This window comes from Halobellus sp. H-GB7, assembly GCF_030848585.1.
Lineage (GTDB): Archaea > Halobacteriota > Halobacteria > Halobacteriales > Haloferacaceae > Haloquadratum > Haloquadratum inordinatus.
The window spans coordinates 92,790-119,263 of record NZ_JAVDDW010000002.1 but is presented as its reverse complement, the minus strand read 5'-3'; the positions used below and the strand labels follow the sequence as shown (position 1 = coordinate 119,263).

Here is a 26,474-nt window from a genome sequence, read left to right as displayed (position 1 = left end):
AGGGGTGTTTGAGTTTCGAGCGGTGGGTCAGAATGGTGGGTTACGAAGGACTGCGCAAAAGCGGTGTTCGGGTGGGAGATACGGCCCAAACGGCGCGCGCCCGGCTATTCGGCGTCGCGAGAGCCGTCCGAGCGTATCAGTCGCATATCGCCGGACGCACGAATCGTCCCGTCGACGTCGCCGCCGTCGTGGAGTTCGAGATCCGAGCAGGAGACGTCACCGAGGACGCGAGCGCCGTCGGCGATCGTGACGGTGCCGTCGCGGGTCGTCACGTCGCCGTGGACGCGCGTTCCCTCGCCGACGGTGATGTCCCCGCGGGCGCGCAGGCTCCCGAAGATGTTGTTGTCTTCCCCGACCGTGATCGTCTCCGCGCGGACGTTGCCGTGGAGTCGGCACTCGTCTCCGATCGTCGCCGGCGTCGACGCCTGCCAGGCGTCGTCGGAGACGGTCGAACCGCGCGGGATCACGAGCGGATCGTCTTCGCTGTCGCCGGAGAGCGCGTCCGCGAGTTCGTCGGCCGCCTCGTTCTCACCGAGACGGAGGAGTTGCGACAGGACGACGAAGTAGAAGACCAGTGTCGGGACCGGATTCCGGATGACGATCCAGCCGTTGGCCTCGAACCCTTCCTCGATATCGACGTCGTCGCCGATGTCCAGGTCGCCGGAGACCATCAGCCGGCCGCTGACGTGGACGCGTTCGCCGAGGTAGGCGTCCTCGCCGACGAGGACGTTGCCGGCGACGTCACACCAGACGTCGAGGCGACAGTCGCCCTCGGCCTCGATGTCGCCGCCGAAAGTGACGCGCTCGCCCGCGAGGACGTTCCGCCCTCTGACGCCGAACTCGACGGTGCTCTGCCCGCCGACCACGATGTCCCCGTCGGTAACGAGATCGTGCTCCTCGACGGTCGTGCCGTCTGGGATCTCTAGCGCGTCGAACGGGTCCTGACCGAGTGCCACACTCCGCATCAACACACCCGGCATAATAAACGGCGCGTCAGACGATCGTCCGACGAGCGGCCGTCTTCTCTCCGCCGGACTGATGGGCTTTTACTCCGGGACCGACTACGGGGAGCTATGACTGTACTCTCGTTCGATGAGGAGGGCGTCGACGTCGTCTACGAAGGGACCGAATTCCGCCTGGAGAAAGAGTTGATCGAGGAGGCGACCGAGAAGTCCTACCCCGACGTGACGGACCACGAAGTGCTGCAGATCGTCGAGGAGAGTCCCTCTCTGAGCGGCGAGCCGCGACGGATCGCCGACATTCTCCGGTCAGCGTAGGTCCGTCGACTCCCTCGCGACCGCGACGCGACCGCTCCGCCGCCTCGTTCTCACCCGAATCGTTCTTCGAGCGCCACCTTCACGATCGACTTCGCGATGGCCGCGCCGCCGCCGAACGGGTCGAGTTTGGTCTCGCCGGCGCGCTCGCGGTACGGGATCGGCTCCTCGCGGATCTCGTAGCCGCGCATCAGCGGTCGCATCAGCAGTTCCGCAGAGAGCCCCGTGTTCTCGGTCCACTCGATCTCGTGGAGGAGTTCGCGCCGGTACGCCCGCATCCCGGTCGTGGTGTCGTGGACGCGTTCGCCCATCAGTACCGACGCGAGAACCGCGAACGCGGCGTTACCGAGCCGGTTGAGACCGGGCATCGCGTCGGCGCCGTAGTACAGGCGGTCGCCGGAGACGACGTCGTAGCCCTCGTTGATCAGGTCCAGAAACTGCGGGAGCCGTTCCATCGGGTAGGTGTCGTCGCAGTCGGTCGTGACGACGACCGGACGGTCTGGTGTGAGAACCGCCTCGCGAACGGCGTAGCCGTACCCCATCGGCGGCTGTTCGATCACGGTCGCGCCGTGCTCCCGGGCGATTTCGGGCGTTCGGTCGCTCGAACTGTCGACGCAGACGACTTCTGCGCGACCGTCGGTGATCTTCTCGATGTCCGACAGCACCGTGTCGATCGCTTCCTCCTCGTTGTAGGTGCCCATCACGACCGCGAGATCGTCGAAGGTGTACTCGCTCATTACCGGTCGTATCAGTCCGGAGTATTTGTACTTTTAGGTTCGCCAAAAACAGCATCTGAGAGCGAGAACGGAGAGCTACGCGAGCGGGTCCGGGATTCCGGGTGATTCGTCCGCAACAGCCCCGAGCGAGTCGTCGTGCAGACGGCGGGCGACGACGTCGGCGAGGTTCTGGAGGTTCTCGGTGTCGTCGCGGTTGTACGAGACGAGCGTGTCGAGGGCGTCGTCGTCGCCGTCGCGTTCGTACTGGTACCACAGGCGGACCGCGTCGCGGCCCGAGAGGTCTGGACGGTCCCGATCGATCCCGATCTGTTTTTCGATCGATTTCAAGCCGCCCGTCAGGTCGATACGGCGGCAAGAGTACATCAGGTCGAGGTGGGGCGCGTCGACCGAGAGCGCGAAGTTGTCTTCGAGGAAGGGGACGTCGAACTGCTTGCCGTTGAACGAGACGACGAGCGGGGCGTCGCGGAACTGCTCGCGAAGCGCCGCGGCTGTCAGGTCCTCGCCGCGGACGAACGTCGTCGTCTCACCGCCCTGCGTGAACGAGACGGTGGTGACGTTCTCCCGACCGGAGTCGAGGCCGGTGGTCTCGATGTCGAAAAAGAGCGCGTCGTCGCGGAAATTCTCGTAGAACCGCCAGGTCTCACCGGAGGGGAACTGCTCGCCGAAGTAGCGCACGTCGCCGTCGTCGAGTCGTTCCAGGGCCTCCGCGACGAACGACTCCACTCGTTCGCCCGTCTTCTCGCCGAGCGGCGCGCGTGCGGGGTCGAACTCCTCCCAGGTGAGGATGCCGGACTCCCACAGCGAGCGCTCGCGCTTCGCGCCGACTCCGCTCGCGGGGACGAAACTGTTCTCGATACGCATACTCGGGTGAGAGAGCGGCGGCCGCCTAAACCCTTCGAGGGCAGGCGGTCGGTGCGCCAGTGGGAAAGCAGAAACGGCGACGACACGGCCGGGGTCGTTTTGAGGGCTCGCACCCATCGACGCGTATGTGCGGTCGTTACACGCTCTTTACCCCCGCCGAAGAACTGGCGTCGCGCTTCGACGCGACGTTCGAGGAGCCACCGGAGCCGCGGTACAACTGCGCGCCCGGGCAGTCCCTGCCGGTCCTCACGAACGACGACCCGGATCGCTTTCGGCGGTTCAAATGGGGGCTGGTCCCCTCGTGGGCCGACGACGAGGGCGTCGGCAACGACCTGATCAACGCGCGCGCGGAGACGCTCGCAGAGAAACCCAGTTTCGAGGCGGCCTACGAGCGTCGCCGGTGTCTCGTCCCCGCCGACGGGTTCTACGAGTGGGTGGAGGAGGGTGACGCAAAGCAGCCCTACCGGGTCGCGTTCGCCGACGACCGGCCGTTCGCGATGGCGGGGCTGTGGGAGCGCTGGGAGCCGTCACACACCCAGACCGGATTGGGCGATTTCGGCGGCGGGAGCAGCGCCGAGTCCGACGGCGACGACGCCGTCGAATCATTCACTATCGTCACGACCGAGCCGAACGACGTCGTCGCCGACCTCCATCACCGGATGGCTGTCGTGCTCGACCCCGACGAGGAGGCGACGTGGCTCCACGGCGACGTCGAGGAAGCGGCCGAACTCCTCGATCCGTCTCCGGGCGACGAGTGGGAGGCGTATCCGGTCTCGACGCGCGTGAACAGTCCCGCGAACGACGCCCCAGCGCTGATCGAGCCGGTCTGAGAAACACAGAACGTAGAGAGCGTGGAGGGCCGCCGTCGATGACGGCAGAGTCAGCAGGGACGTAGGCGGTCAGTACACGAGTTCGCCGGAGATGAACTGCTGAGTGCGGTCGTCTGTCGGGTTCTCGAAGATCGTCTCAGTGGGGCCGATCTCGGTGAACCCGTCGCCGAGCAACACCCCGACCCGATCGGCGATGCGTTCGGCCTGGTGCATATCGTGGGTCGCGACGACGACGCCGATGCCGCGGTCGCGAGCTTCCAGAACCGCCTCCTCGATCACACCCGTGTTCCGAGGATCGAGATCCGAAGTCGGCTCGTCGAGGAGGAGATACGACGGGTCGTACGCTAACGCCCGTGCGAAGGAAACGCGCTGAGCTTCCCCACCCGAAAGCGAGCGGGCCTGCTGATCGAGTTTGTCGCTCAGGCCCACCACGTCGAGGGATCGCGTCACCGCCTTCGGCGTTCCGTTCGAGCCGACGATTGACCACAGCGTGTCGCGAAGCCGATCGTCCCAGGGCTGACGCACTCGGAGTCCGTACTCCACGTTTCGGGCCACGCTGGCGTCGAACAGACTCGCTTCCTGGAACACCGTCCCGACCCGGCGTCGGAGCTGCAGTCGTTCGTCTTCGCCGGCCGACCATACCGACTGGCCGTCCAGTTCGACTGTTCCCTCAGTCGGTCTGTTGAACAGCGCCAAGATACGGAGCAGTGTCGTCTTACCGACGCCCGACGGGCCGATAACCGCGACGACTTCGCCCGGGTCGACCGAGAGCGTGACGTCTTCGACGACGGTCTCCTCGCCGTATGCTTGCGAAACGTTCGAGAGCCTGATCATTGGTTCACCGATCCCTCGTCGCCGAACCGAACGACGACAGCGTTCACTGTCAAGACGAGCGCCAGGAGGACCGCGCCGAGGACCATCGCGGTGTCGTACTGGCCTTGGCGGGCTTCGAGTTGGATCGCGGTCGTCAGTGTTCTGGTCTGGGAGATGCCGCTCGCGCTCGTGATGTTGCCGCCGACGATGAGAACGGACCCGACCTCGCTGATCGCCCGCCCGAAGCCCGCGAGAATAGCCGTTGCGATCCCGTATCGGGCCTCTTTGATCACGACGAGCGCGACGTCGAGACGCGTGCCGCCCAGTGCGCGGGCGGCGTCGCGGACGTTCTCGCTCACGCCAGTGATGGCCGCGAGGCTGATCGCCGTGATCGGCGGCGTCGCGAGCACGAACTGCGAGATAATCATCGCCTCCTTGGTGAAGATCAGTTCGAGCGAGCCGAGCGGTCCCTGATTGGAGACGATAAAGAGAACCAACAACCCGACGACGACGCTCGGAAAGCCCATCCCGGTGTTGATGACCGACTTGACGAACTGCTTGCCCGTGAAGTCGGTGAAACCCATCACGATGGCGACAGGGATGCTAAAGAGCGTACTCAACGCCACCGCAATCCCGCTCACGTACAGCGAGACGTAGATGATGCTCCGAACGTATCCCTCCCGGAAGGGAAAGTCGACGAGCGCCGGAGATAGTAGAGCCGGTTCGAGCGACACGCTCACTCGTCGGACGAGTTGCTACTCCAGCCTTCCGGAACGTACTGTTGGAAGTCGGGGTCTTCGGAGATGGCCTCCGGGAAGAACAGTTGCTCTCCGTTCATCGTGTATTCGGAGATCGCGTTCTGGGCACCGGGACTGGTGATCCATCCGATGTAGGCCATCGCGAGGTCGTAGTTTGCATTGTCGTGAACGCCGGGGTTCACTGCCATAATACCGTAGGGGTTCGAGAGGATCTCCGGCCCGCCCTCGATCGGTCCCTGCACGAGGATGGTAAGGTCGATCTCCGAACGCTGTGAGATGAAGGTCCCACGGTCCGAGAGCGTGTAAGCGCCCTGCTGATTAGCGACGTTCAGCGCCTCGCCCATTCCGGTCCCCGTCTCCTGATACCAGTCGCCACCGGGATCGGTGCCAGCGGCGTCCCAGAGATTGAGCTCTTTCGTGTGCGTCCCGGAGTTGTCCCCGCGGGAGACGAACGCCGCCTCCGCCTCGGCGATCGTCGTGAGCGCGTCGGTCGCCGAGCCCATTCCCTGGATTCCCGCCGGGTCGCTCTCGGGGCCGACGATGACGAAGTCGTTGAACATCAGGTCTCGTCGGTTGATCCCGTATCCGTTGCGCATAAATTCGTCTTCGAGGCCCCGTGCGTGGACCATCACCACGTCGGAGTCGCCGTTACGGGCCGACTCCAGCGCCGCGCCGGTCCCCTGGGCGACCGCGTCCACGGTCACATCGTACATCTCCTCGAAGTCGGTATGGATCGCGTCCAAGAGTCCCGTGTCGTATGTGCTCGTCGTCGTCGTCAACGTGAGCGTTTCACCGGATACGCCTGCTTGTGCCTGCTGGCTCTGTTCACCGCCGGTGACCTGTGAACAACCGGCGAGCCCGGTGGCTCCCGCAACGGCGCCAAGCTTGAGGAACGATCGTCGAGAGGTCGCCCCACTGAGCCGAGATCGTCTTCCATCGTCCGCGGTCGAACGTTGTTCCGACATAGATACAACCATCGTTCTCTCAGGGGAGACATAACGCTTTTGCTCGCTAACACGTACCGAACGGTATGGACGTCCGTCCTTCGTTCGACACGTACATCGGCAGCGACGGGGTGACGCTCGACTCACGCGACGTCGCCCTGTTGCGGGCGATCGATCGGGAAGGGTCGCTCAACAACGCTGCCGATTCTCTGGGGCGGTCGTACGCGCACGCCCAGCGTCGCATCGTCGAACTCGAAGAGGCGTTCGGGTCGCTCGTCGAACGACGGCGGGGCGGTTCAGGAGGCGGTGGCAGTGAACTCACGGACACGGCCAGAGAGTTGCTCGCCGCCTTCGAACGCACGCGGACGGGTTTCGAGGGCGTCGCCGACATCGCCGAGACCGTCCTCGCGGGGACTATCGTCGAGCGCGAGGGCGAATTAGTGACTGTCGAAACCGACGCCGGCAACGTGCGGGCGCTCGTCCCCGAGGGCGACGGCGACGTGCAACTGTCGCTGCGCGCGGACGCGGTGACGCTGACCGATCCCGAGGACACGCCGGTTCCCGAGCACACGAGCGCTCGGAATCGGTTTCTCGGGACCGTCGAGAGTATCGAATCCGGAGAACGCATCGCTCGCATCGCGATCGACATCGGTGCCGACGAACCGCTTTTGGCGCTCGTCACCGAGGACAGCCGCGCGAAACTCGGGCTCGAACCCGGCAGCGACGTGGTCGCCTCGTTCAAGGCGACTGCGACGCGCGGTATCTCGACGTAGTTGCAGACTGACTGGTCTTGGTTGCTCAGACTGAGCCATTTCTCTGCAACGATATAACTATAAGTGGTTACATTCTGTTCATCCCGAAACTATCGGTAGGGTCGGCGTGTTCGTTCGAACGGACTTCGGTGATTCGTCTTCTATTATATCTGTCATTTTGAGTGCTGAGAAGAACGATCGGATAAACGACTTCCGTAGTTCCTCTCGCACCACAATAGCTTACCCAGACGTTATATCTCCCGAGGGACTCTGTCGAAGTGATGGACGTCTTCGCCCGGGGCCAGTACAGTAATCGGCTCGATTTCTCCCGAAACGAACTCACGGGAGCGTTAGGAGATTCGGTTACTGTTCTCCCGGTCGTCGTCGCCGCCGCGGCGCTCACGGACCTCTCGCTTTCACGGCTCCTGCTCGGCTTTGCGGTCTTTCAGGTCGTCTGGGGGCTCCACTACGGGCTCCCGATATCGGTCGAGCCGATGAAGGCGCTCGCGGCCCTCGTCATCGCCGGTTCGCTGACGACGTCTGAACTGGCGGTCGCCGGGCTCCTCGCCGGGGGCATCCTCCTCGCTGTCGGCGCGACTGGGACGCTCGCGCGAATCGAACGGTACGTCGGCCAGCCAGTGATTCGTGGCGTCCAGTTGGCCGTCGGGCTCGTGCTCCTCGAAACGGGAGTCCGGTTGAGCCTCGACGGCGTCTGGTACGCGCTCCTCGCACTCGCCGTCGTCGGGATCAGCGTCGCGATCGGTCAGCGACGGGCGAGCACGCTGGCCGTACTCGCGGTGGGCATCGGCATCGGACTGGGACAGACCGGGCTCCCGGACCCGCACCTTCCGACCGCGGCGCTCGCCCTGCCGAGTACGGCGGGGCTCTCGTCGGATTCGATCGGCGCGACTGTCGCGCAGTTGGCGATGACCGTCGGCAACGCGGCCGTCGCGACGTCGCTTCTGCTCTCGGATTACTACGACGCGGACGTCTCAGCCGACGACCTCGCGAGCAGTATGGGCGCGATGAACCTCCTCGCGGTCCCGCTGGGTGCGATGCCGATGTGTCACGGTAGCGGTGGCGTCGCGGGCAAGTACGCCTTCGGCGCGCGGACGGCGGGGGCAAATCTCATCCTCGGGATCCTCTACGCGCTGGCGGCCGTCGTCGCCGTGGGCGCGATCGCGGCGTTCCCCCTGGCGATGCTCGGGGTCGTCCTCGCGGTGATCGCCGTCGAGCTCGGCCGTGCTGGCCTCAAAACCGACTCGCTCTCGCTCACGGTCGGCATCGGCGTCCTCGGCGTCGTGACGAACGTCGGCGTCGCGTTCGTAGTCGGGATTGCGGCGTATCTGCTGCGCAAGCGGTTCCGCGACGACTGATACTATCGGACAGAAATTCGTGAATGATGTTGACACCCACGGGTGCCGGTGATTTTCACATCATTCTGTCCGACAGTATGAAGCCGGCTGTACGAGCGATAGCCCCTCACCGAACGGAACCGCTATACTCGCTGAGCGAGTATTTTGTCTCAGTGTCGTCCGCCAGTTCGCGTCTCGATTTTCTCGGGGACACGTGCGAAGAACCAATCTGTTCGCGCCTCCCGTCTGCAGTAAGAGCGGTTTCGCCGACCGTACGCGATCGATGCGCAAGCGTGCGACGGTGCGCCGCCGAACGGCGTTGGTGAGACGATGAGCGGAGGTCCCGGAGCGAACCGTGCAGTGAACGTCACGGACGGCCCTCTGATCAAGCCGCTTTTCGTCCTCTCGCTGCCGATCGTCCTCACCAATCTGCTGCAGGTGGCGTACAACCTCGCAGACACGTTCTGGGTCGGACGGCTCGGACAGGACGCGGTCAGTGCGCTCTCGTTTTCGTGGGCGATCGTGTTTCTCATCATCACGCTCGCGGCGGGCTTCACGGTCGCCGGGACGGTGCTGGTCGCACAGAACAAGGGCGCGGGCAACCTGGACCGTATCAACGCAGTCGCCGGGCAAACTATCGCGTTCGTGATCGGCCTCTCTATCGTGTTCTCGATCATCGGCTACGCGCTGGCGCCCTGGTTGCTCCAGTTGATCGGTGCAACGCGCGGGACCGAGGTGTTCGCGCTCTCGGTCACGTACACGCGGACGATGTTTCTCGGGATTCCGTTCGTCTTCGGGTTCTTCATCTTTCAGTCGCTGCTGCAGGGTTGGGGTGACACGCGGACCCCGCTGTATCTGATGCTCCTCGGCGTCGTGCTCAACGTCGTCATCGACCCGTTTCTCATCCTCGGGTTCCAGAACAACCTCCTGTTCGAGGTCGCCGGCCTCACTACGCTTCAGGCGGACCTCTACAGCGCGACGGGCTTCGCCGGGTACGGCGTTCAGGGTGCCGCGATCGCTACCATCGCTTCCCGGGGCGTCGGAGCCGTGATCGCGATCGGGCTGTTGCTCTCGGGCCGCGTCGGCATCCACCTCACGCTGAGGGACTTCGTGCCGACGCGCGAGACGGTGAGCAAGATCTTCCGCATCGGCGCGCCCGCGAGCATCGAGATGAGTACGCAGTCGCTGGGTGTGACAGTCGTCACGGCGCTCGTCGCGCTCGCGGGCGCTGAGGCCGTCGCCGCCTTCGGGATCGGAACCCGGGTCACCTCCCTCGTCGTGCTCCCCGCGCTCGGCCTCGCACGCGGGACAGAGACGGTCGTCGGACAGAACCTGGGGGCGAAGCAGCCCGACCGGGCGAAGCGGGCCGTCTTCGCGAGCGCCGGGATCACTGCTGGCGTGCTCGTCGGGGTCTCTGTGCTCGTCTACCTCAACGCCGCCGCGATCGTCGGCATCTTCATCACTGGTGCGGAGGCCGCCGCCGTCGTCGCTGCAGGCGCGGAGTACCTCCGGATCGTCGGCGTGACGTACGTCTTCCTCGGCGTGTTCTACGTCGTCCAAGGTGCCTACCGTGGAAGTGGAAGCACTCGACTGGCGATGATCTTCGGCATCGTCGGGCTCATCCTGCTTCGCATCCCGCCGGCGTACGCCCTTTTGGCCTGGTTCGATATGGGTGCTACAGGCGTCTGGTACGGCATCGCCGTGGCGAACGTCCTGATGGTGCTGCTCTCGGGTGCGTACTTCCTTCGTGGGACGTGGACTGACGGCGTCGTCGACCGCGGACAGCCGAGACGCGACATCCCAGCAGACGACGATTAGCTGATCTAGCAGACGACCATAACCGATCTGCCGGAGGCGTCGACAAGTGAAAGTTGAGACTACAGAGGGTTTAGCGGGGCTACGATGCGTGAATTTGACCGATTCGATCTGTGTAAACTGCTCTAGATGGCTCTCCAAGCGGCTATTCCTGTCACACACTCAATCATATGGGCAAATTTTCGAGACTTCCAGCAGCGTAGCCACTCAGCGGCACGCTAACCCGAATAGAGTTCCTCACTACCCGATTCCAGTTTCCTTCTTCAGCAGCGTCAGCGTGTTGCCCGCTGTAATCACCGGTGAGTGCTCATACTCGCCAGTCAACTCGGCTTGGACGAGTAGATCAGCAGGAACGCCCTGAAGAGTTGTGACATCTCGTATCGAGTCGGACCGGAGTACTGGTCGTGGGGACTGAACTCCGCGTAGGACAGTGGATACTGACAGACGAACCCCTCGACCGAGTCGTGGGCGTTGTGCTCGTACCAGACTCCCGAGACGGTCCGGAAATCCTCAGTGAGCGCCGGTAGTGAACTCTGGTCGTACAGTGGCGTCGAGTCGTAGGCTGGCCAGTCGAGATACTGTGTTGTAGCTATCGAACGGAAGACATCGCGCCGAGAGACGGCAGTCGGTGCCATCGGGGACACGTCTGCCGTTCCCGGCCAATGATTTGCCGTTCTCTCCGACGCTCCCGTGGGGACCTAAGTTTCCTCAGTTTCGGGGTCATTCACAGACAGCAATCCCGTCGCCATCAGCCGTCGCGTGATTGCGACCAACCCGTTGTCGAATCCGCGGCCAAAGACGCCTTGTTCGTGCTCACGGCCGTCTGCCCTCGTTTCGGTGAACGAACTCACCAAAATCGCCTCACGGTCGGCCAGTAACAGCCGACTGATTTCGGTATCGTCATCTGGAAGCGGTGACCGGCTCAACCAGTCCAATCCTGAGACGAACACCTCTATATCCGGGAGGGCATCCTGAATCGCGGCCCGGAGGTCTTCATCGACTGTCCCAATGATGACGTTCACATCGCGTTCCTGAGCCGACTGCAGTTGTTCGGCCAACCGGTCGGTGAATATACTCTCGTGGCCGATCACGAGGATTAACTCCTCTGTCGCTCCCTCGATCAACTGCCGCGTCCGGCTCGTAATGCCCTGATCGCCGGAGATGGACCACACCTCGTGGGTAGCCTCTGTCGAGTCTCCCTCATCGGTCGGTTCAAGCCCGGTCAGGGCACTCCGGAGTGACTCGGTGCGCTCGGCGTACTCCGACTGGAGGGTGTTGATAGCCTCGTCGATAGAGACCGCCCGAAATATCTGCGGGTTCGAGTGCTGGGTTTCTACCAGCCCCTTTGATTCCAGTACGCGAATCGCGTCGTAGACGCGCGTCCGGGGTACTTCGGAGGTCTCGCTAATGTCCTTGGCCGTTCCGCGCTGTCGGCGTGCGAGCGCGACGAACGACTTGGCTTCGTACTCTTTGAGCCCGAGTTGTTGGAGCAATTCGATCGCTTGGTCTTGATTTGAAACATCTTCCATTGGTCCCAACCTCGACTGCTACCTTCTGGTTTGTGCCCCGGATGTTTAGTACGTCCCACCGACATCTATCGATGTCACCCAAATTATCACAAAATGACCTCGATTTTGAGTGCTCTGAGCGCCTTGAAATCGGAACTATTCATCTATTCACTCACTTAATCACAATACTTCTTTGTGCGGGTAGCACGGAGGGTAGAGTGGCGTGTAGGCACAGATTTGGTCCCAACCTCTCTGTCGCTACACGTCAGAAGCCACCATACACGGTGGTTTTCACGAGATTGGTGACGAGTTAATGTCCGGCGATCCATCCGACCAAGCACGATTCACGGCCGTCAAACAGCTCAAAGCGCTCGGCCTCAGTACCTACGCCGCCCGGACATTCGTCGCCCTGGTCAGTCTGGGCGAAGGGACTGCTCAGGACGTGAGCGAAGTTGCCGATGTCCCCCGAACACGCGTCTACGACGCAGCTGACGAGCTTCATGACCGCGGTCTCGTCGACGTGAAACAGTCGAGTCCCCAGCGATATTGGGCCATTTCGACAGAGACGGCCGGCCGTCACTTCGAACAGGAGTACAACCACCGAGTGACGGTCCTGACAAGCGCACTCGACGAGCTTGCATCAGCGACTCGCAGTACTGAACAGCAGGGTGTCTGGACGGTAACTGGCCGGGACACCGTGACCGAACGCGTCGTGGATTTCATCTCGTCCGCTGATGATGAGGTCGTGTATATGACTGTCGGGGAGCTACTGACCGACGAGGTCGCTGAATGCCTCTCGACCGCCAACGACCGTGGAGTCTCGATTCGGCTCGCAGAGATGTCACAATCCGTCGAAGCCCGACTCGAACAGGACGTTCCTGACGCGCAACTGTTCGAATCGGTGTGGGACTGGTCGGATACGCCTGCTGGTCGCCTCCTTATGGTGGACCAGAATAAGACGCTCGTGAGTGTGCTCGTCGACGGCAACGGTGAACACCCACCCGAACCTCGTGACGAAACCGCTATCTGGGGCGCGGGTCAGACGAACAGCCTTGTCGTAGTGCTGAAAGCGCTGTTCACCTGGCAGCTCAACAACAATCGCGACTCTCAAAATGAGTAGTAACTCGGATACTCACAACAACCCCATACAGACCCGAGTTCAATATACGGGACCAGAAGCAATGGTGGTTGCTCCCGCTGTCGCTTCTTCCACGACAACTGGTGATAGCTAATGGATGACGACACGAACAGAGTTGACGACTCGGCGACCTCCGACCAGACCGACAGCACAGATGCGAGACCCCCGACAGTTCGTCACAACTGGCAGCAGTCGGACCAGCCCAGTGTGATGGTCGTCGAAGCAGTTGCTGCAGCCACTAATCGGCCCACGACGGAGCTCCCACCGCTGCAGAAAACCCTCGATGCGGATGCACTCGATACACTACTCAACGGACAGCCATCATCAGTAACGGTCTCTTTCCGGTATGCCGACACCGCCGTCTCGGTGAGCGAGAACGGAAGCATAGAAGTCCACGTCGATGGAGACCTCAGAGAGGAAAACAACGGATAGGAACTGTGGTCCATCAAAACACGCCACGGGACCCCGACTATGTGACGGCTGCTCAATCGAATAACGATCAGGAGGTAAACGACGATGTCTCTTCTTGCTGCTCGTCGATGGCCTCAAGCAGTGCGAGAACATTTTGGAACTCTCGACCTCGATGCACGGTTCCCTGGCTGGTGTCGTACTCGATCACGTTCGCGTCCTGTAACTTCGGCAGGTGAACGTGGTGAAGTTCGATACTTCGATGTTCTACAGAACCGTTGCCATCGGGTTGCAGTGAATCCGCCCCTCGCAGGTGCTGTGTGAGTTGGTCGACAGTCGTCCCGTCGGGTGTGTCAGCCACCCGGCGGAGAATCTGTCGTCGCTGCTGGTTGGTCAGCAGCTCTAGTGCTGTCTCGGTCGCTATCCGCTGTTCTGAGTTACTCATAAGTAGTCCCACTAAGTTCAGTTGGGACGTTAGCTCGCGTGAACACGGACTAGATACTTCACAGACCTAACGGATACTCGTGTCGTTAACCCGAATCCTCAAAGTGTGCAGACGGTTCGAGATGTATCTGGGCGAATTTGGGAGAAAATGATCTCAAAACCGTATGCATTGAGACGGCCAGTCTCAACTTCTGGTCGACAGGATATTGATATAGCGGAATAAAGTTTATACGTTCGAGCACAGACGCGAATCCTATACACTACTTGACGGTAATCACAGAATACGGACAGATTGTGCGAGATCTAGTTATGAAGTCACTCAATTCTCTGTGTGGGGACAGGCGTGAACCCGGAAGGCTACAGAGGAGCGGCTCCCCCGCCTAGCGCGTGGCCTGCGCGTAGCGTAGTTGCATCGCACCGATGTCCAGGATGCAAAGAACTCGTTGGAAGACCGTTCATCGGCATCAGCCTTCGTTCATTCTTCTTTCGCTCTGATAGAGGCGCAGTCGGTACGAAAATGATGCCCCCTGAGCGTGTATGCCCGAGCGTACGTACGAGGTCCCTTCAGGCCGATAGGACGGCCAGAAACGCGCGCCGCAGGACAGTGGAGCGTCCGACCACTCCGAGGCGACGCCGCTTGGAGTAGGATCGAGCACACAACACGACACACAGCCATCAAAGATACCCCTGACTACGATCCGAACTCTCGCTCACAGGGTAGCTGCCACGTACCGCTTGTTTGCTATCGAGGCGGCGCGTATACGAAGGCGAGACAGTCGGGTCAGGTCCTCACGACTACTGTTTGGCGTTTCACGCTTTGCCAGAGAGTTCGGCTATCAGGGAGTAGAGAAGTGGACGATTCCGCAGGATGACGGGACGTTCTCGAACCCGTCGTACTCGGAGTACGTCGTCATCGAGGCCAGGGATACCGGTGACGGCGACCGCTTGTTTCTACCAAAGTAGCACGTCCCTGGTCTATCGAACGAACGGTGCAGCAGTTGCGCGGCTCGGTAATCGACAGCGCGATTGCCTGTGCAGAGGCCTACGGGGCACAGTTGGTCCTCGGCGCTCCCCACGGAGAGTTAGTCCCGCTGTCGAACGTCCGACGCAGATAGTATGTGTGTCCACGTAACGAGGAATCCGAGGTCCCGAAGTCAACACCAGTTCGACTGACTCGAATAGAGCAATGGCACGATACAGTCACATCAGCATCTGGTCGGGATATCGAACCGAACCCGGGAGACTGATCTTTGGCAGCGACCCCCCGGAGTAGCGGGCCGAAGATACCCATTCAGATTTCGGGGGCCGATCGGCGCATCCGAGTGACTGACTCGGGCGCATTCTGTTGCATCGACAGAACAAGAATTTCAGTACTGGATCGCCTCTGCTGGAAGCGACCTATTCCTCGAAAATAAGACCTATAAAGAACGTCAGAATATAAGTGTGTGAATACAAGCACTTCGCAGATTTTAGATTGTAGAAATACAAATAACCTGATTATAGCCCCGGAAAGTCGCAATCAGAAACACATCTAATCTCTCTTATTCTGGTATCTACAGTAAAGTGAAGTGGGGGGCAAACGCAGGGTGTGGTATGGCTGCCGAGGAAGTCGACACCGAGCGGGCGACGGTAATGACGTACGTTCCCACCTATCAGAAAGAGCGCTGGAAAGAACACGCAGAGCAGTTGGGGATGAGCCAAAGCGAGTTCGTTCGGACGATGGTGCAGGCAGGCCGCCGCGACTTCGAGGTCCCCAACAGGCCCGGATATGAAGAATCCGGTGAAGGGGCAAACGGAGGGTCCGAACCCCAGGGGTCAAGTTCCGAGAACGGGCCAACAACACAGGACACCGAAGACGACTTCGAACGTCGCGTCCTCGAGGTCCTCTCGTCCTCCGAGTACCTCTCGTGGGACGAACTTCTCGCGGCGCTGACAGACGACATCGAGAGCCGTCTCGACGAGACGCTCCAGGAGTTACAGGCGTCGAACGCCGTGCGATACAGCGGGCGGCGCGGCGGCTACGCTCTCGCACCCGGCGGGGCGGAGGAGCACAATGAGCGCTGAGACCGCCGAGGGCGAGGCTCTCGAAGATCCGATCGCGTACTTCCTGCAGGATATGACGTACCACGGGAAGTCAGAACGGACCCGAGACGCCTACGAGCGCGTCCTCCGTCGGTTCGAGGCCTTCCTGAGCGATCCGTCGACGACTCCGAGCGGGTCACAGACCTCGGTCGCCGAGGCGACACATCGCGACTGTATGGCGTGGATCCACTCGCTCCGGCGATCGGACGTCGCCGACAGTACGGTCGCGACGTACGCCTCCTATCTGCATCGATTCTACGCGTACCTCGCGCAGGTCGGCGCGTTCGAGTCCAATCCGATGACGCTCGTGATAGAGGAGATGGACGAACGGATCGACACGAACCCCTCACGGCGGGAGATTTCACTCCCCGATATGCGGGACTTTCTTGCCACGGTCACGCATCCCCTCGATCACGCGGTCGTCACGACGCTTCTCAAGACCGGAATGCGCGTGGGAGAACTCTGTAATCTCGACCTCCGCGACCTGGCGCTCGACGACGACACACCGATCGACGCTGTATCGAACGGGATCGTAACGTCGCGCCCGCACCTCGACGGCCGTGGACCGTCGCTCTACGTCGCCGCTGAACCCGCGGCCGGGGCCGTCGTCGCCGGCGAGGAGCGCACGGCGTCGAACAAGCGGAAGCGTTCGACGGTGATCCCCGTCGATGACGAACTCGGAGTCGCGCTGCGTCGCTGGCTCGCGATCCGTCCGGCGGCGCGCTCGCCTGCAGAACCGTTGTTCGTCAGTACGTCGGGGAGCTGGGGAAGTCGGCTCACACCCGATATGGTGCATCACCTCGTCGAAGGACACGCGAGCGACGCCGGCTGGCATAGATCCGGCGGTGGTGCGGAAGAGAACGTCACCCCACACTACTTTCGGCACTTCTTCACGACGCATCTCCGCGATCGGACCGGCGATCGAGGGATCGTCAAGTATCTCCGGGGCGACGTCGGGGGCGACATCATCGACACCTACACCCACAACTGGGGTGACCAAGTCCGCGAGACCTACGAACGGCACATTTACTCGCTGTACTGAGCTGGGGGCGTCGTCTGAGCGGACACACGTAAATTGTATATCGCTATATCAAAGCTCGGCCTGGGCGTGTGGGATCAGATGGACGGCTTGCGGCGGAATCGCCACTTGGACGGGAGCGCCGGCGTCGATTGCTAAGCGATCAAAGGCAGGCGGACGAACGGTCGTCACCAGCGCGAGCGACGTCCCGGCGGCATTCACGTGGACACGATATTCCGTCCCTTCGTTCAGCCAGTCGTCGACGGTCCCACGAATCACGTTCGTCGGGTGGATCTCTGAGCCGTCGGCTGGACGGGCGCTCGGATCACAGAGTCGGATCCGTGAGGGGTGCAGACAGACGGTTACGGCCGACTCGGCCGGAACAGGCTCACTTGTCCGTAGTTCGACGTCGCCGACCCGAACCGTCGCGCCGCCTGTGGCGACGCCCTCGAAGAGGTTCTCGTTCCCCGTGAACGTCGCGACGAACCGCGTTTCCGGTTCTCGGAGTACGGTCGACGGCGGGCCGATCTGCTCGATCGTGCCGTTCCGGAAGATCGCGATGCGGTCGCCCAGCGCTGTTGCCGTCCGCTGATCGTGCGTCACGTACACGACCGGGATGTCCAGCGAGTCGAACAGCGCGTGGAGTTCGATTCGCAATCGACGGCGGATGGGCGCATCGAGGCTCGAAAGCGGTTCGTCGAGGAGCAGCGCGTCCGGGTCGGCCGCCAGAGTGCGCGCCAGCGCGACGCGCTGTTTTTCGCCGCCGGAGAGCGTCGCGGGCCTGCGGTCGAGGACGTCCCGTATTTCGAGCAGCGTCGCGAGTTCGTCGATCCGACCGCCACTCGTAGCCGCGTAGCCGATGTTCTCGCGGGCGGTCAGATGCGGGAACAGCGCCCCGTCCTGAAAGACCAGCCCCGTCCGGCGGTCTTCGAGCGATCGCCCGCTCAATGCTCGGCCGTTCAGCGATACGGACCCCGAGTCGGGAGCGACGATCCCTGCGATCACCGACAGCAGCGTCGTCTTCCCGCTGCCCGAGGGACCGAGTACTGCGAGGACCTCGTCGTCGACGGTCGCGTCGACGGGGCCGAACTCGAATCCAGCGTACGTCTTCGTGAGAGCGTCCAGTTCGAGCATCGATTACTCCAGGGGGTTCTGTCCGAGAGCGTTGAGGACGACGAGCGTCGCGACCGCGATACCGACCAGCACGACGGCCGCGGGGAACGCGTTGTCCAGGCCGAGCGTCGTGAACGAGACCCAGATCTGCACCGGCATCGTCCGCGGGTAGTACGCGAGCATAATCGTCGCGCCGAACTCGCCGATCGAGCGCGCGAACGCCAGCGTGACGCCCGCGAGGATGCCCGGCCACGCGAGCGGGAGCGTGACCCGGCGGAACGTCGTAAAGCGGCTCTTGCCGAGCGACCGCGAGGCGTACTCCAGGCTTCGGTCGACGCTCTCGAAAGCCGCTTTCGCCGTGACGACGACGAACGGCGACGACACGAACGTCTGCGCGAGCACGACGCCCGCAACCGACCGAGTCAGCGGCAGTCCGTTGGCGGCCGCCAGCCGTCCAACGACCGTCTCCGGGCCGACGATCGTCAGCAACACCATCCCGCTGACGATCGGGGGCAGAACGAGCGGGAGTACGACGAGCGCAGTCACCACCGTCTTGATCTGCCCGTCAGCGCGCGCGAGCCAGTATGCGAGCGGGAGACCGAACACCGTCGCGACGAGGGCGCTCGTGCTCGCAGAGACGATCGAGGTCGTCGTCGCCGAGACGATGTCCGGCTGCGTGATGCGGCGCAGCACCACGTCGGGCGGCTGGCTGACGACGAGCGAGACCAGCGGCAGGAGGTAATAACAGAGCAGGACCGCGCCGAGCACGAACGTGATCGACAGCCAGTCGAACCGTCCGACGCCGGAGTCAGTTCGCGATTTCGCTGGGAACATTGCCGGTGTAGGTGGGGTAGTCGTCGGGGATCACGAAGCCGAACTCCGAGAGGTACGGTCCGGTCGTGTGGGTCTGAAAGACGTCGGCGGCGGCCGACGTCTGGCTTCGGAGCGTCGCACCGTAGCTGATGAGGCCACCCTCGACGACCTTGCCGCTCGGGAGTTCGTAGGTTGCGTTCGCGTACTGTTCGGCGTAGGAGGGATCGCTGAGGTCGATCGCTGCCGGGAGTTCGACGTAGTCGTAGCCGCGCTCGACTGCCATATTCCGGTAGGCGATCGCGGCGTCGATCGATCCGGTCTCGAACTGGCTGACGAGTTGCGTCTCGGGGTAGATCTGGTCGCGGCTCGGGATCGCATCGCGAAGGTCGCGGTCAGTGTCGTAGTAGTCCGTCGCGAGTTCGAGGACGAAGAGGGTCCGGTAGCCGAGCGGGTCGAGGTCCGGGTCCGTCCGCCCGAGTTCGACGTCGCCGTCGAGTAGCGGACGGTACCACGAGTCGGTTCCGGCGGCAGCGATGCGTTCCCCGCCGTTGCTGTCGGGGTTGTAAGCGACGACGACGGAGTTGGTCGCGAACTCGGCGTACCAGTCTGGTCGCATCGGGCCGTCGAACAGCGCGACGTCGGCGACGGAGACGACGTCCGGGTCCTTCTGTCCCTCCGCGACGAGGCGGGCGACCTCTGCGGACCCGTGGGCTTCGATCTGGACAGGCGTGTCGACGCTCGAACGGAGCCCGTTTTCGAGCGCGTTGTTCAGGCTCCCGGCAGCGAGTATCGAGACGGGGGTCGCAGTCGTCCGGTCGCGACCGACGACGCCGGCACACCCGGCGGTCCCGGTGAGGAGCGCCGCGGCCCCTGCGAGAAACGAGCGCCGACCAGTCGGCGGTGCGACGACCATCGGTCCAAAATCTAATGTTTAACCAATAAACTTACCTCAAACAGATCTGTTTGACTTCGTATGGCCAACGTGGACTCGACAGTCCTGACAGAGCGACAGGTCGAGGTGTTAGAGCGACGCGAGCAGGGTAAGACCCAGCGGGAAGTCGCCGAGGAGTTGGGGACCACGGACGCGAACGTGAGCGCCATCGAACGCGCCGCAGAGGCGAACGTCGAGAAGGCGCGTCGAACGCTCGAACTCGTCCAGACGCTGCGGGCGCCGGTGCAGTTCACCGTCGCGGCGGGGACGTGCTTCGAGGACATCGTCGATCAGATCTACGCGCAGGGCGACGACGCCGGTCTCAAAGTCGACTACTGCCGGCCCGAACTCTACGCGCATCTCTACGGACTGCTCGGCGACGTCGCGAGCGAGAATATGCTGGAAGAACCGATCGACGTGGGACTCACGAGCGACGGAACGGTGAAAGTGTTCGCCGAAAGCGGCTGACACCGGGATTCTGTGCAATGGCGTGGATCGTCGGGTGCGGCCGGTACTCGACGGAGACCCGCCCAGTTTAAGTCCCGGGAGGACCTCGGCCGCGTATGCACGTCGCGCTGGGCGGGACGTTCGATCCAGTCCACGACGGCCACCTCGCGCTCTTCGAGCGTGCGTTCGAGTTAGGCGACGTAACCGTCGGGTTGACGAGCGACGAACTCGCTCCGAAGACCCGCCACGTCGACCGCTACGTCAGGTCGTTCGAGGATCGGAAGAACGATCTCGTCGCCGAATTAGAGCCGCTCGCCGCGGCCCACGACCGCGAATTCGAAGTGCGCAAACTGACCGAGCCGACCGGAATCGCCACCGAACAGAAGTTCGACGTCCTCATCGTGTCCCCGGAGACCCGCGAGGGGGGCGAGCGAATCAACGAAATCCGTCGGGAACGCGGGTACGACCCGCTCGACATCGAGGTCGTCGAGCACGTCAGCGCCGAGGACGGCGAGCGCATCTCGTCGACGCGCATCGTCAAGGGCGAAATCGACCGCCACGGAAACGTCACGCCGGAGCGGGACGGCCGCGGCCCGAAGCAACCGAGCACCGAGGAGTCCGAGCGATCCGACGCCTGATTGTGTCCATTTCTGCGTCCTCTGCTACCACGACGGCGGTTGGAATCCCGCCGACTCGAGCACCGGCTTCCAGTGCTGTTGGACGCTGAGCCGGGTCACCTCCATCGCGTCGGCGACGCGAGATTGCGACCGTTCCTCGCCGGCGATCAACGCGCCCGCATAGAGGCTCGCGGCCGCTATCGCACGCTTGGAGCGGTCTTCTTCGGGGGCTTCCGAGAGGAACAGATCCGCGGCGACCGAGCGCGCGTCGGATCCGAGCTCCAGTCGGTCTGCACCGCGCTCGATCCGGTTCAGCCACTCCTCGTTGGCGACGCGGTCCCGGGCGCTGTACATACACTGAGGTGCGTCGCCACTGCATAAGAACCCTGCGCGCGGAGCGACAGGTTGATTTGGGCCTTCGCTGTAGATGGGGCTGCGCGCGGGTAGCCAAGCGGTCAAAGGCGCAGCGCTTAGGACGCTGTCCCATAGGGGTCCGCAGGTTCGAATCCTGTCCCGCGCATATTCTGTCCGAGCGACAGCGAGGACGAATATCGTTCCGAAGGATTCGAATCAGGGAGCGTCGCGAGCGGAGCGAGCAGAGCGACCGTGGTTCGAATCCTGTCCCGCGCACTGAGGAGCAAAGCGACGAGGGAGCAGGCACGGATTCGAGCCCTGCGAGTCGCAGCGCGCGAACGGAGTGACCGTGACCGTCTCGTTCCGGTTCGAATCCTGTCCCGCGCATATTCGGTCCGAACTATAGTAGCGTTTGCAAGTCTTCACTCACAGAATCCCACGCAGTCGTGCGGTTGGCTGTGTAATCAGTTGCCAATGCTACTATAGCGAGGGCGAACCGGCCGCGACGTCGAGGCCGGATCGGAACGATGTCGATCATTCTGAAGCCACGTCTCAGTGTGCCATCTTTGAGCCGCGCTCTCGTCCGATTGTGCCTGTGTGTCTGGAATCCGGGGAATGCGTTCGGGAGTGATCCAGCGGTCAGGCGTCGCCCGGTTCGGAGAGCTGCTGGTCGAGATTCGCCAGCGTCCGTTCGAGTTCGCGTCGGTTGTATCGGGCGGCGATCGGACCGAGCACTCGATCGAGGATCGGTGGCAACCCGAGGTCGTAATCGGCGGCGTAGGTGACAAGCGTCCGGTCGTCGACAGTCTCGAACGTCCACTGGAGGCGTCCCTCGATGTCGCCCGACAGCTCGAAGACGATCCGTTCCGGTGGTTCGTGGACGACGCCGCGCACTTCGCCACGGAACGGGAGGCCGAGGCGGTAGGTGTAGCGCGCTCGCTTCCCGCCGTTGTCGAGCACGCCGAGGGTTTCGACGCGCGACAGTCGCGGTGAGATGCGCGCTTGGTTCTCGGGCACGTCCATATACTCGAAGACCGCCTCTCGTGGTCGGTCGATCACAGCCTCTGCGACAGCTCTCATACCGACTGGTGGGTCGGCAGTCACTAAACGACGGTGGCGGATTCGTCGGGAGAGGACCCAACGGGGTGCGAACCGGCTGTAGCTTTTGTAGTTCCGCGCCTTCCAGACGACAATGGATGCGGATGGCGGCGACGGGCGGGTGGCGGGCGGCGGCGACGGGCAGGCAGCGAGTGGCGGCAGCGTCACCACCGGGCCGGAATCCGAGCGATCGACGACCCACAGCGCAGACGTCGGAGCCGAGACGAACGGGAAGAGACGACCCGGCGACGACACTGACGTCGCGTCCGGGTCAGCGTCGCTGGACGACCACGCCGACGTCGCTGTCGCCGTCGAGGGGCTCTCGAAGCAGTTCGGAACGGGCTCCGACGCCATCACGGTGGTGGATTCGGTCTCGTTCGAGATCGAACCGGGCTCGGTCGTCGGACTCCTCGGCCCCAACGGGGCCGGCAAGACGACGCTCATCAAGTCCATCCTGGGGATGGTGCTCCCGGACGAGGGCTCGGTCCGGATCTGCGGAGTAGACGTGCCAGACCGCCCACGGGCGGCGTACGGGCACGTCGACGCGATGCTCGAAGGCGCGCGAAACGACTACTGGCGTCTGACCGTCCGCGAGAATCTCCGGTACTTCGCGACCATCGGCGGCATCGATCCCGACTCCGTGGCCGACCGCCACGAGCGGCTGCTCGAACGCCTGGAGTTGGCGGACAAAGTCGACGTCGCGGTCCGGAATCTCTCCCGCGGGATGAAGCAGAAGGTGTCACTCGCGAGTACGCTGGCGGGCGACGCCGACGTGATCTTTCTGGACGAGCCGACGCTCGGCCTCGACGTCGAGAGTTCACGGACGCTCCAGCGTGAACTCCGGCGGCTCGCCGAGGACCGAGGACTGACGGTGATCCTCAGCAGTCACGATATGGACGTCGTCGAGGCGGTCTGCGATCGGGTCCTGATTATGTCCGGCGGGCGGATCGTCGCCGACGACAGCGTCGACGCGCTCCTCGGTCGCGGCGAGCGACACGGCGTCCGGATCGCGAGCGGCGACTTCGATGCCGACCTGCTGGCGGACCTCCGCGCGGCGTTCGACGTGACTGGCGTCGAGCGCTTCGAGCGTCGGCCCGGTGCGCGCGTCGACGTGACGACCGACAGCGACGGACTGTACGCGCTGATGGCGCGGCTCGAAAAGCAGGGCGTGCGGATCGATCGTCTCACTGCGGTCGATCCGGATCTCGAAGACGTGTTCGTCGACCTGACCAGCGATCGCAAGGAGGAAACAGAGGACCAGCGATGGGAGGAACGGCGATGAGTGCCGGTCAGCGGGCGGGGCAGGGACCGAAGCCGGCCGGGTACTACCACCTCGCGCGGGCCGTCCTCTACCGCGAGGCCATCCTCTTCGTTCGGTACCCCGCCAACGCGATCGGCGGCGTCGTCATCGCCCTGTTCTTCTTCGGCGTGCTGTTCTACGGCGGGCGGATGGTCGCGGGCCGAGCGCTGACTGACTCGATCGAGGGGATCGTGGTCGGCTACTTCCTCTGGACGCTCTCGGTCGGCGCCTACTCGTCGATCTCGAACGACATCGGCAGCGAAGTCCAGTGGGGGACGCTGGAACGGCACGTGATGACGCCGTTCGGGTTCGCGCCCGTCGCGATGCTGAAGGGGATCGCCAAGATCGTCCGGACGTTCCTCACCTCGACGGTGATCCTCGTCGTGATGCTCGGTATGACCGGCACGGCGCTCCAGCTCAATCTATTTACCGTCGTCGTCGTCGCCACGCTCACCATCACGTCGGTGCTCGGACTCGGGTTCGCGGCGGGCGGCGTGACACTGCTGTACAAGCAGATCGGAAGCTGGCTCAATCTGCTGCAGTTCGGCTTCGTCGTCCTGATCTCGGCGCCGTCGCTGGACGTCCCGTGGCTCAGCCTCCTCCCGTTGGCGCACGGCAGCGGCCTCCTCCAACGCGCGATGCTCGACGGGACGCGGCTCTGGGAGTTCAGCGCCTTCGACTTGGCGCTCCTCCTCGCGACGGCCGTCGGCTATCTCGGCTTCGGGTACTTGGTCTTCCAGTATGCGACCCGCAGAGCCCGACGCCTGGGTGTTCTCGGAGATTATTGAGCGGAGAGCGCCCGCCGCCGACCGGCCAACCGGCCGACGCGCCTATGCGGCTCGCTGCCCTCCTAAAGTAAGATGGACCGAAACGCGATCCGGCGGGCGTGGGAGGAGATTTCGGAGACGTACGCCGAGCGGCGCGATCCGAGCGGCTCAGACGCCGACTTACTCGGTCGGCTCCGAGACGAGTTGGGACCGGATCCGACTGTCCTCGACGTCGGCTGTGGCGACGGCGCACGGACACTCGCGAATCTCCCACCTGGCAGCATCGGCCTCGACATCTCCCGGCGCGGCCTCGAACTCGCCCGGGAGAACGTGCCGGAGAGCCACCTTCTCCAGGCGGAGATGCGGGACCTCCCAGTAAGGGACGACAGCGTCGACGCGGTCACCGCGTATCACGCCGTCTCCCACGTCCCGCGAGCGGCGCACCCGGACGTGTACCGGGAGTTCGCGCGGGTATTGCGTCCCGGCGGCCGCCTGTTGATGACGCTGCCGCGCGGTCGCTTCGAGACGGTGCGTCGGGGCTGGATGGGCGGTCGAATGTTGTTCTCGGCGCCCGGCCGCGACGCCACGCTCTCACAACTGCGGGACGCCGGCTTCGAGAACCTCTGAACCGAGACCGTGAGCGATCCGCTGGGGAGCGACGCGGAGTTCGTGTTCGCAGAACGGGCCACAGACGGCGCTTGAAATCGAAAAAAAACGAGAAGCGTTTCAGCTACCGTTGCCGCTCTCGGAACTGTCGACGCCCATCGCTTGAAACAGTTTCTTCCGGACGGCTTCTTCGGTCAGTTGCAAGAGCGTATCGCGGTTGTCGTCGCTCGTCTCGATGCCAGTGAAGATTCCCAGCGGGATCTCGACGTCGCCCTGCGTGGAGTGTCCGCCCGTTTCGCCGATGCCGGCGAAGGCGTCCTGCAGGATCTTCCCGATGTTCATCCGGATGTCTTTCGAGCGCGCAGAGAGGAAGATGCGGTCGTCCGCGATGCCGAAGACGGCGGTTGTCGTGATTCCTTCGAGCTTCAAGAGGTGCTGTGCGGCCTGTCCGAGCGCGTCGCGGTCGCGGATGAAGCCGGCGTTCGAGACCAGATGACTCCCCTGGACCTCGCGGTTCTGGATGGCTTCTGCGAGGACGTCGAGCGTCTCTGGCGACATCGAGGGCGACTCGACCTGTTCGAGCGTGTCGTGGTTGGCGAAGGGATAGAGATACGCGGCGGCGGTGAGATCGGCAGGGGTCGTCTCGCGCTTGAAATCCAGCGTCTCCGAGCGGATTCCGTAGAGCAGCGCGGTCGCGACCGCCTCGCTGGGCGAGAGGTCGAACTCTTGGAGGTACTTCGTGAGGATCGTCGACGTCGAGGAGACGTTGGGACGGACGTCGGTGAACTCCGCCTCGATGTCTTCTTCGGGCTCGTAGTGGTCGATGAAGATGTCGACGTCGACGTCGAGATCGGGGTCGCCCGACTTCATATGGTCGACCAGCGCGACGGCCCCGTACTCCGAGAGGGGCTTGCCCTCCGAAAGCGGGACGAGTTCGATCCCAAGCAGATTCACGAACGCGCGGTTCTCCTGGTGGCCGATCTCGCCGTCGTAGTTGATGACTGCGTCGACGCCGTGCTCGCGGGCGATCGCCTGCAACGCCACCGCCGAGGCGATAGAATCCGGATCCGGGTTGTCGTGTGTGAGAACTGCGAGCCCTTCCGTCGCCCCTTCGAGCACTTCGGCGAGCTGTCGGGCCTTGTATTCGAGTTCGCCCGATTCGAGCGACCGCAGCGCCGAGTCCGCGATGACCTCCGAGGGGTTGATCACGACGTCGGCACCCAGTTCAGCGAGTTCGTCCTCGGAGACGGGGTCCGACGCGCGCACGACGATGAACTGATCGCCGTTGCGCTCGCGGATCGCCGAGACCGCCGCCTTGTTCGCCTCGACGTCGGAGGCGAGGATGAGGACGACATCTCGATCGGCGACCGCGTCGGCGACGTCGGGATCGGCGATGTTCGTCTGTTGTGCGTTCAGATCCTGATCACGGAGGGATTCGACGCGGCTCTCGTCTTTGTCGAGGATGAGGACGTCTTTGCCCTCCTCGGCGAGTTCTTCGGCCACCGCGTAGCCAACGCTCCCGCACCCGAGGATGGCGTAGGTGGACATCGACGAGATAGTGACCCCGGCGCTCATTCTGACGCCAACTCCGGTCGGACGCCACTTAACAGCACTCGTTTGGTGAGCAGCGGTGCGGCACTCGGGGAGGCAACGCCGGGGCGTCCGGATCTGAGTCATTTCAATCGGGTCGT

At 63.3% G+C, this 26,474-nt stretch carries 28 protein-coding genes, 1 tRNA gene and 1 pseudogene; 15 read left to right on the top strand and 15 right to left on the bottom strand.

What is annotated here, in order from left to right; all coding sequences use genetic code 11:
* Positions 1 to 104: 104 nt before the first annotated feature.
* A complete protein-coding gene (locus RBH22_RS05570; RefSeq protein WP_121570471.1) occupies positions 105 to 956 on the bottom strand; it encodes a polymer-forming cytoskeletal protein in 852 nt (283 codons plus the stop codon).
* Between the two features lie 117 nt (positions 957 to 1,073).
* Here RBH22_RS05570 and RBH22_RS05565 point away from each other — a divergent pair, with 117 nt between their 5' ends.
* Positions 1,074 to 1,277 carry a DUF5800 family protein gene (locus tag RBH22_RS05565; RefSeq protein ID WP_256289827.1) on the top strand — a complete coding sequence of 68 codons (204 nt, stop codon included), beginning with the start codon at positions 1,074 to 1,076 and terminating at the stop codon, positions 1,275 to 1,277.
* A 50-nt stretch (positions 1,278 to 1,327) separates the two neighbouring features.
* On the opposite strand, the gene RBH22_RS05560 is transcribed toward RBH22_RS05565, so the two are convergent.
* Both RBH22_RS05560 and RBH22_RS05555 read right to left on the bottom strand, forming a co-directional pair.
* On the bottom strand, positions 1,328 to 2,011 hold the full coding sequence (locus RBH22_RS05560; protein WP_306676796.1) for a dolichyl-phosphate hexose transferase: 684 nt from the start codon (positions 2,009 to 2,011) through the stop codon (positions 1,328 to 1,330).
* A gap of 75 nt (positions 2,012 to 2,086) precedes the next feature.
* Entirely contained in the window at positions 2,087 to 2,872 is a 786-nt protein-coding gene (locus RBH22_RS05555; protein ID WP_306676795.1) for a ribonuclease H-like domain-containing protein, read from the bottom strand.
* A gap of 125 nt (positions 2,873 to 2,997) precedes the next feature.
* On the opposite strand from RBH22_RS05555, the gene RBH22_RS05550 reads away from it, so the two are divergent.
* Complete coding sequence (locus RBH22_RS05550) at positions 2,998 to 3,702, top strand: SOS response-associated peptidase (protein WP_306676794.1); 705 nt, start codon at positions 2,998 to 3,000, stop codon at positions 3,700 to 3,702.
* A gap of 69 nt (positions 3,703 to 3,771) precedes the next feature.
* Here RBH22_RS05550 and RBH22_RS05545 read toward each other — a convergent pair whose 3' ends face one another.
* From RBH22_RS05545 to RBH22_RS05535, 3 genes are read right to left on the bottom strand one after another with little or no spacing between them, the layout of a single operon-like run.
* Positions 3,772 to 4,536, bottom strand: a complete 765-nt coding sequence (locus RBH22_RS05545) for a phosphate ABC transporter ATP-binding protein (protein WP_256545210.1) — start codon at positions 4,534 to 4,536, stop codon at positions 3,772 to 3,774.
* Positions 4,533 to 5,255 carry an ABC transporter permease gene (locus tag RBH22_RS05540; protein ID WP_256545209.1) on the bottom strand — a complete coding sequence of 241 codons (723 nt, stop codon included), beginning with the start codon at positions 5,253 to 5,255 and terminating at the stop codon, positions 4,533 to 4,535. Before RBH22_RS05540 ends, RBH22_RS05545 begins: the two co-directional genes overlap by 4 nt.
* A complete protein-coding gene (locus RBH22_RS05535; protein WP_306676792.1) occupies positions 5,252 to 6,238 on the bottom strand; it encodes a substrate-binding domain-containing protein in 987 nt (328 codons plus the stop codon). Before RBH22_RS05535 ends, RBH22_RS05540 begins: the two co-directional genes overlap by 4 nt.
* 65 nt (positions 6,239 to 6,303) lie before the next feature.
* Between RBH22_RS05535 and RBH22_RS05530 the strand changes: the two genes are divergently transcribed.
* From RBH22_RS05530 to RBH22_RS05520, 3 genes are all read left to right on the top strand, one after another.
* Positions 6,304 to 6,990 (top strand): TOBE domain-containing protein, encoded by a 687-nt coding sequence (locus RBH22_RS05530; protein ID WP_306676791.1) that lies wholly within the window; start codon positions 6,304 to 6,306, stop codon positions 6,988 to 6,990.
* A gap of 260 nt (positions 6,991 to 7,250) precedes the next feature.
* On the top strand, positions 7,251 to 8,345 hold the full coding sequence (locus RBH22_RS05525) for a putative sulfate/molybdate transporter (RefSeq protein ID WP_306676790.1): 1,095 nt from the start codon (positions 7,251 to 7,253) through the stop codon (positions 8,343 to 8,345).
* A 309-nt stretch (positions 8,346 to 8,654) separates the two neighbouring features.
* Positions 8,655 to 10,142 carry an MATE family efflux transporter gene (locus tag RBH22_RS05520; protein WP_256545204.1) on the top strand — a complete coding sequence of 496 codons (1,488 nt, stop codon included), beginning with the start codon at positions 8,655 to 8,657 and terminating at the stop codon, positions 10,140 to 10,142.
* A 317-nt stretch (positions 10,143 to 10,459) separates the two neighbouring features.
* On the opposite strand, the gene RBH22_RS05515 is transcribed toward RBH22_RS05520, so the two are convergent.
* A complete protein-coding gene (locus RBH22_RS05515) occupies positions 10,460 to 10,774 on the bottom strand; it encodes a hypothetical protein (RefSeq protein ID WP_306676789.1) in 315 nt (104 codons plus the stop codon).
* Positions 10,775 to 10,837: 63 nt separating this feature from the next.
* Positions 10,838 to 11,668: a helix-turn-helix domain-containing protein gene (locus RBH22_RS05510; protein ID WP_306676788.1), complete on the bottom strand. Its 831-nt coding sequence runs from the start codon at positions 11,666 to 11,668 to the stop codon at positions 10,838 to 10,840.
* Positions 11,669 to 11,960: 292 nt separating this feature from the next.
* Here RBH22_RS05510 and RBH22_RS05505 point away from each other — a divergent pair, with 292 nt between their 5' ends.
* Together RBH22_RS05505 and RBH22_RS05500 are read left to right on the top strand one after the other, a co-directional pair.
* Positions 11,961 to 12,767, top strand: coding sequence for a helix-turn-helix domain-containing protein (locus RBH22_RS05505; RefSeq protein WP_306676787.1), 807 nt, complete (start codon positions 11,961 to 11,963; stop codon positions 12,765 to 12,767).
* Positions 12,768 to 12,878: 111 nt separating this feature from the next.
* Positions 12,879 to 13,217, top strand: a complete 339-nt coding sequence (locus RBH22_RS05500) for a HalOD1 output domain-containing protein (RefSeq protein WP_306676786.1) — start codon at positions 12,879 to 12,881, stop codon at positions 13,215 to 13,217.
* Positions 13,218 to 13,284: 67 nt separating this feature from the next.
* Here the strand turns inward: RBH22_RS05500 and RBH22_RS05495 are convergent, their stop codons facing one another.
* Positions 13,285 to 13,638, bottom strand: a complete 354-nt coding sequence (locus tag RBH22_RS05495; protein ID WP_306676785.1) for a hypothetical protein — start codon at positions 13,636 to 13,638, stop codon at positions 13,285 to 13,287.
* Positions 13,639 to 15,230: 1,592 nt separating this feature from the next.
* On the opposite strand from RBH22_RS05495, the gene RBH22_RS05490 reads away from it, so the two are divergent.
* Both RBH22_RS05490 and RBH22_RS05485 read left to right on the top strand, forming a co-directional pair.
* Positions 15,231 to 15,701, top strand: a complete 471-nt coding sequence (locus RBH22_RS05490; protein ID WP_306676784.1) for a DUF5805 domain-containing protein — start codon at positions 15,231 to 15,233, stop codon at positions 15,699 to 15,701.
* Complete coding sequence (locus RBH22_RS05485; protein ID WP_306676783.1) at positions 15,691 to 16,761, top strand: tyrosine-type recombinase/integrase; 1,071 nt, start codon at positions 15,691 to 15,693, stop codon at positions 16,759 to 16,761. The genes RBH22_RS05490 and RBH22_RS05485 overlap by 11 nt, the downstream gene beginning before the upstream one ends.
* A gap of 48 nt (positions 16,762 to 16,809) precedes the next feature.
* On the opposite strand, the gene RBH22_RS05480 is transcribed toward RBH22_RS05485, so the two are convergent.
* The 3 genes from RBH22_RS05480 to RBH22_RS05470 are packed head-to-tail and all read right to left on the bottom strand — an operon-like array spanning position 16,810 to position 19,576.
* Entirely contained in the window at positions 16,810 to 17,871 is a 1,062-nt protein-coding gene (locus RBH22_RS05480) for an ABC transporter ATP-binding protein (RefSeq protein WP_256289815.1), read from the bottom strand.
* Positions 17,872 to 17,874: 3 nt separating this feature from the next.
* Positions 17,875 to 18,684 carry an ABC transporter permease gene (locus tag RBH22_RS05475; protein ID WP_256289814.1) on the bottom strand — a complete coding sequence of 270 codons (810 nt, stop codon included), beginning with the start codon at positions 18,682 to 18,684 and terminating at the stop codon, positions 17,875 to 17,877.
* The gene (locus tag RBH22_RS05470; protein WP_306676782.1) at positions 18,659 to 19,576 is read right to left on the bottom strand and encodes an extracellular solute-binding protein; all 918 of its coding nucleotides are present in this window, start codon (positions 19,574 to 19,576) and stop codon (positions 18,659 to 18,661) included. Before RBH22_RS05470 ends, RBH22_RS05475 begins: the two co-directional genes overlap by 26 nt.
* Positions 19,577 to 19,636: 60 nt before the next feature.
* On the opposite strand from RBH22_RS05470, the gene RBH22_RS05465 reads away from it, so the two are divergent.
* Positions 19,637 to 20,062, top strand: coding sequence for a Tfx family DNA-binding protein (locus RBH22_RS05465; RefSeq protein ID WP_256289812.1), 426 nt, complete (start codon positions 19,637 to 19,639; stop codon positions 20,060 to 20,062).
* Between the two features lie 95 nt (positions 20,063 to 20,157).
* Complete coding sequence (locus RBH22_RS05460; protein ID WP_256545190.1) at positions 20,158 to 20,679, top strand: phosphopantetheine adenylyltransferase; 522 nt, start codon at positions 20,158 to 20,160, stop codon at positions 20,677 to 20,679.
* Between the two features lie 24 nt (positions 20,680 to 20,703).
* Here RBH22_RS05460 and RBH22_RS05455 read toward each other — a convergent pair whose 3' ends face one another.
* Positions 20,704 to 21,012, bottom strand: a complete 309-nt coding sequence (locus tag RBH22_RS05455) for a transcription initiation factor IIB family protein (RefSeq protein WP_256289810.1) — start codon at positions 21,010 to 21,012, stop codon at positions 20,704 to 20,706.
* Positions 21,013 to 21,095: 83 nt separating this feature from the next.
* Here RBH22_RS05455 and RBH22_RS05450 point away from each other — a divergent pair.
* A tRNA-Leu gene (locus RBH22_RS05450) sits at positions 21,096 to 21,178 on the top strand.
* Between the two features lie 473 nt (positions 21,179 to 21,651).
* On the opposite strand, the gene RBH22_RS05445 is transcribed toward RBH22_RS05450, so the two are convergent.
* Complete coding sequence (locus tag RBH22_RS05445) at positions 21,652 to 22,092, bottom strand: SRPBCC family protein (protein WP_306676781.1); 441 nt, start codon at positions 22,090 to 22,092, stop codon at positions 21,652 to 21,654.
* Between the two features lie 112 nt (positions 22,093 to 22,204).
* Between RBH22_RS05445 and RBH22_RS05440 the strand changes: the two genes are divergently transcribed.
* The 3 genes and pseudogenes from RBH22_RS05440 to RBH22_RS05430 form a co-directional block, all read left to right on the top strand.
* Positions 22,205 to 23,392, top strand: a complete 1,188-nt coding sequence (locus RBH22_RS05440; RefSeq protein ID WP_306676780.1) for an ABC transporter ATP-binding protein — start codon at positions 22,205 to 22,207, stop codon at positions 23,390 to 23,392.
* Positions 23,389 to 24,198 carry an ABC transporter permease gene (locus RBH22_RS05435; RefSeq protein ID WP_256289807.1) on the top strand — a complete coding sequence of 270 codons (810 nt, stop codon included), beginning with the start codon at positions 23,389 to 23,391 and terminating at the stop codon, positions 24,196 to 24,198. Before RBH22_RS05440 ends, RBH22_RS05435 begins: the two co-directional genes overlap by 4 nt.
* A 72-nt stretch (positions 24,199 to 24,270) precedes the next feature.
* A pseudogene (locus RBH22_RS05430) lies at positions 24,271 to 24,801 on the top strand (class I SAM-dependent methyltransferase); the annotation flags it as partial.
* Between the two features lie 102 nt (positions 24,802 to 24,903).
* Here the strand turns inward: RBH22_RS05430 and RBH22_RS05425 are convergent.
* Positions 24,904 to 26,358, bottom strand: coding sequence for a DHH family phosphoesterase (locus RBH22_RS05425; protein ID WP_256289805.1), 1,455 nt, complete (start codon positions 26,356 to 26,358; stop codon positions 24,904 to 24,906).
* Positions 26,359 to 26,474: the final 116 nt, after the last annotated feature.

Excerpts from the sequence above, each read along its gene's own strand:
- RBH22_RS05425 (WP_256289805.1), bottom strand. The coding sequence starts at position 26,358 with ATGAGCGCCGGGGTCACTATCTCGTCGATGTCCACCTACGCCATCCTC.
- RBH22_RS05490 (WP_306676784.1), top strand. The coding sequence starts at position 15,231 with ATGGCTGCCGAGGAAGTCGACACCGAGCGGGCGACGGTAATGACGTAC.
- RBH22_RS05445 (WP_306676781.1), bottom strand. The coding sequence starts at position 22,092 with ATGAGAGCTGTCGCAGAGGCTGTGATCGACCGACCACGAGAGGCGGTC.
- RBH22_RS05500 (WP_306676786.1), top strand. The coding sequence starts at position 12,879 with ATGGATGACGACACGAACAGAGTTGACGACTCGGCGACCTCCGACCAG.
- RBH22_RS05550 (WP_306676794.1), top strand. The coding sequence starts at position 2,998 with ATGTGCGGTCGTTACACGCTCTTTACCCCCGCCGAAGAACTGGCGTCG.
- RBH22_RS05485 (WP_306676783.1), top strand. The coding sequence starts at position 15,691 with ATGAGCGCTGAGACCGCCGAGGGCGAGGCTCTCGAAGATCCGATCGCG.
- RBH22_RS05480 (WP_256289815.1), bottom strand. The coding sequence starts at position 17,871 with ATGCTCGAACTGGACGCTCTCACGAAGACGTACGCTGGATTCGAGTTC.
- RBH22_RS05525 (WP_306676790.1), top strand. The coding sequence starts at position 7,251 with ATGGACGTCTTCGCCCGGGGCCAGTACAGTAATCGGCTCGATTTCTCC.
- RBH22_RS05565 (WP_256289827.1), top strand. The coding sequence starts at position 1,074 with ATGACTGTACTCTCGTTCGATGAGGAGGGCGTCGACGTCGTCTACGAA.
- RBH22_RS05535 (WP_306676792.1), bottom strand. The coding sequence starts at position 6,238 with ATGTCGGAACAACGTTCGACCGCGGACGATGGAAGACGATCTCGGCTC.
- RBH22_RS05515 (WP_306676789.1), bottom strand. The coding sequence starts at position 10,774 with ATGGCACCGACTGCCGTCTCTCGGCGCGATGTCTTCCGTTCGATAGCT.
- RBH22_RS05435 (WP_256289807.1), top strand. The coding sequence starts at position 23,389 with ATGAGTGCCGGTCAGCGGGCGGGGCAGGGACCGAAGCCGGCCGGGTAC.
- RBH22_RS05530 (WP_306676791.1), top strand. The coding sequence starts at position 6,304 with ATGGACGTCCGTCCTTCGTTCGACACGTACATCGGCAGCGACGGGGTG.
- RBH22_RS05495 (WP_306676785.1), bottom strand. The coding sequence starts at position 13,638 with ATGAGTAACTCAGAACAGCGGATAGCGACCGAGACAGCACTAGAGCTG.
- RBH22_RS05555 (WP_306676795.1), bottom strand. The coding sequence starts at position 2,872 with ATGCGTATCGAGAACAGTTTCGTCCCCGCGAGCGGAGTCGGCGCGAAG.
- RBH22_RS05545 (WP_256545210.1), bottom strand. The coding sequence starts at position 4,536 with ATGATCAGGCTCTCGAACGTTTCGCAAGCATACGGCGAGGAGACCGTC.
- RBH22_RS05460 (WP_256545190.1), top strand. The coding sequence starts at position 20,158 with ATGCACGTCGCGCTGGGCGGGACGTTCGATCCAGTCCACGACGGCCAC.
- RBH22_RS05465 (WP_256289812.1), top strand. The coding sequence starts at position 19,637 with ATGGCCAACGTGGACTCGACAGTCCTGACAGAGCGACAGGTCGAGGTG.
- RBH22_RS05505 (WP_306676787.1), top strand. The coding sequence starts at position 11,961 with ATGTCCGGCGATCCATCCGACCAAGCACGATTCACGGCCGTCAAACAG.
- RBH22_RS05440 (WP_306676780.1), top strand. The coding sequence starts at position 22,205 with ATGGATGCGGATGGCGGCGACGGGCGGGTGGCGGGCGGCGGCGACGGG.
- RBH22_RS05520 (WP_256545204.1), top strand. The coding sequence starts at position 8,655 with ATGAGCGGAGGTCCCGGAGCGAACCGTGCAGTGAACGTCACGGACGGC.
- RBH22_RS05475 (WP_256289814.1), bottom strand. The coding sequence starts at position 18,684 with ATGTTCCCAGCGAAATCGCGAACTGACTCCGGCGTCGGACGGTTCGAC.
- RBH22_RS05510 (WP_306676788.1), bottom strand. The coding sequence starts at position 11,668 with ATGGAAGATGTTTCAAATCAAGACCAAGCGATCGAATTGCTCCAACAA.
- RBH22_RS05560 (WP_306676796.1), bottom strand. The coding sequence starts at position 2,011 with ATGAGCGAGTACACCTTCGACGATCTCGCGGTCGTGATGGGCACCTAC.
- RBH22_RS05470 (WP_306676782.1), bottom strand. The coding sequence starts at position 19,576 with ATGGTCGTCGCACCGCCGACTGGTCGGCGCTCGTTTCTCGCAGGGGCC.
- RBH22_RS05455 (WP_256289810.1), bottom strand. The coding sequence starts at position 21,012 with ATGTACAGCGCCCGGGACCGCGTCGCCAACGAGGAGTGGCTGAACCGG.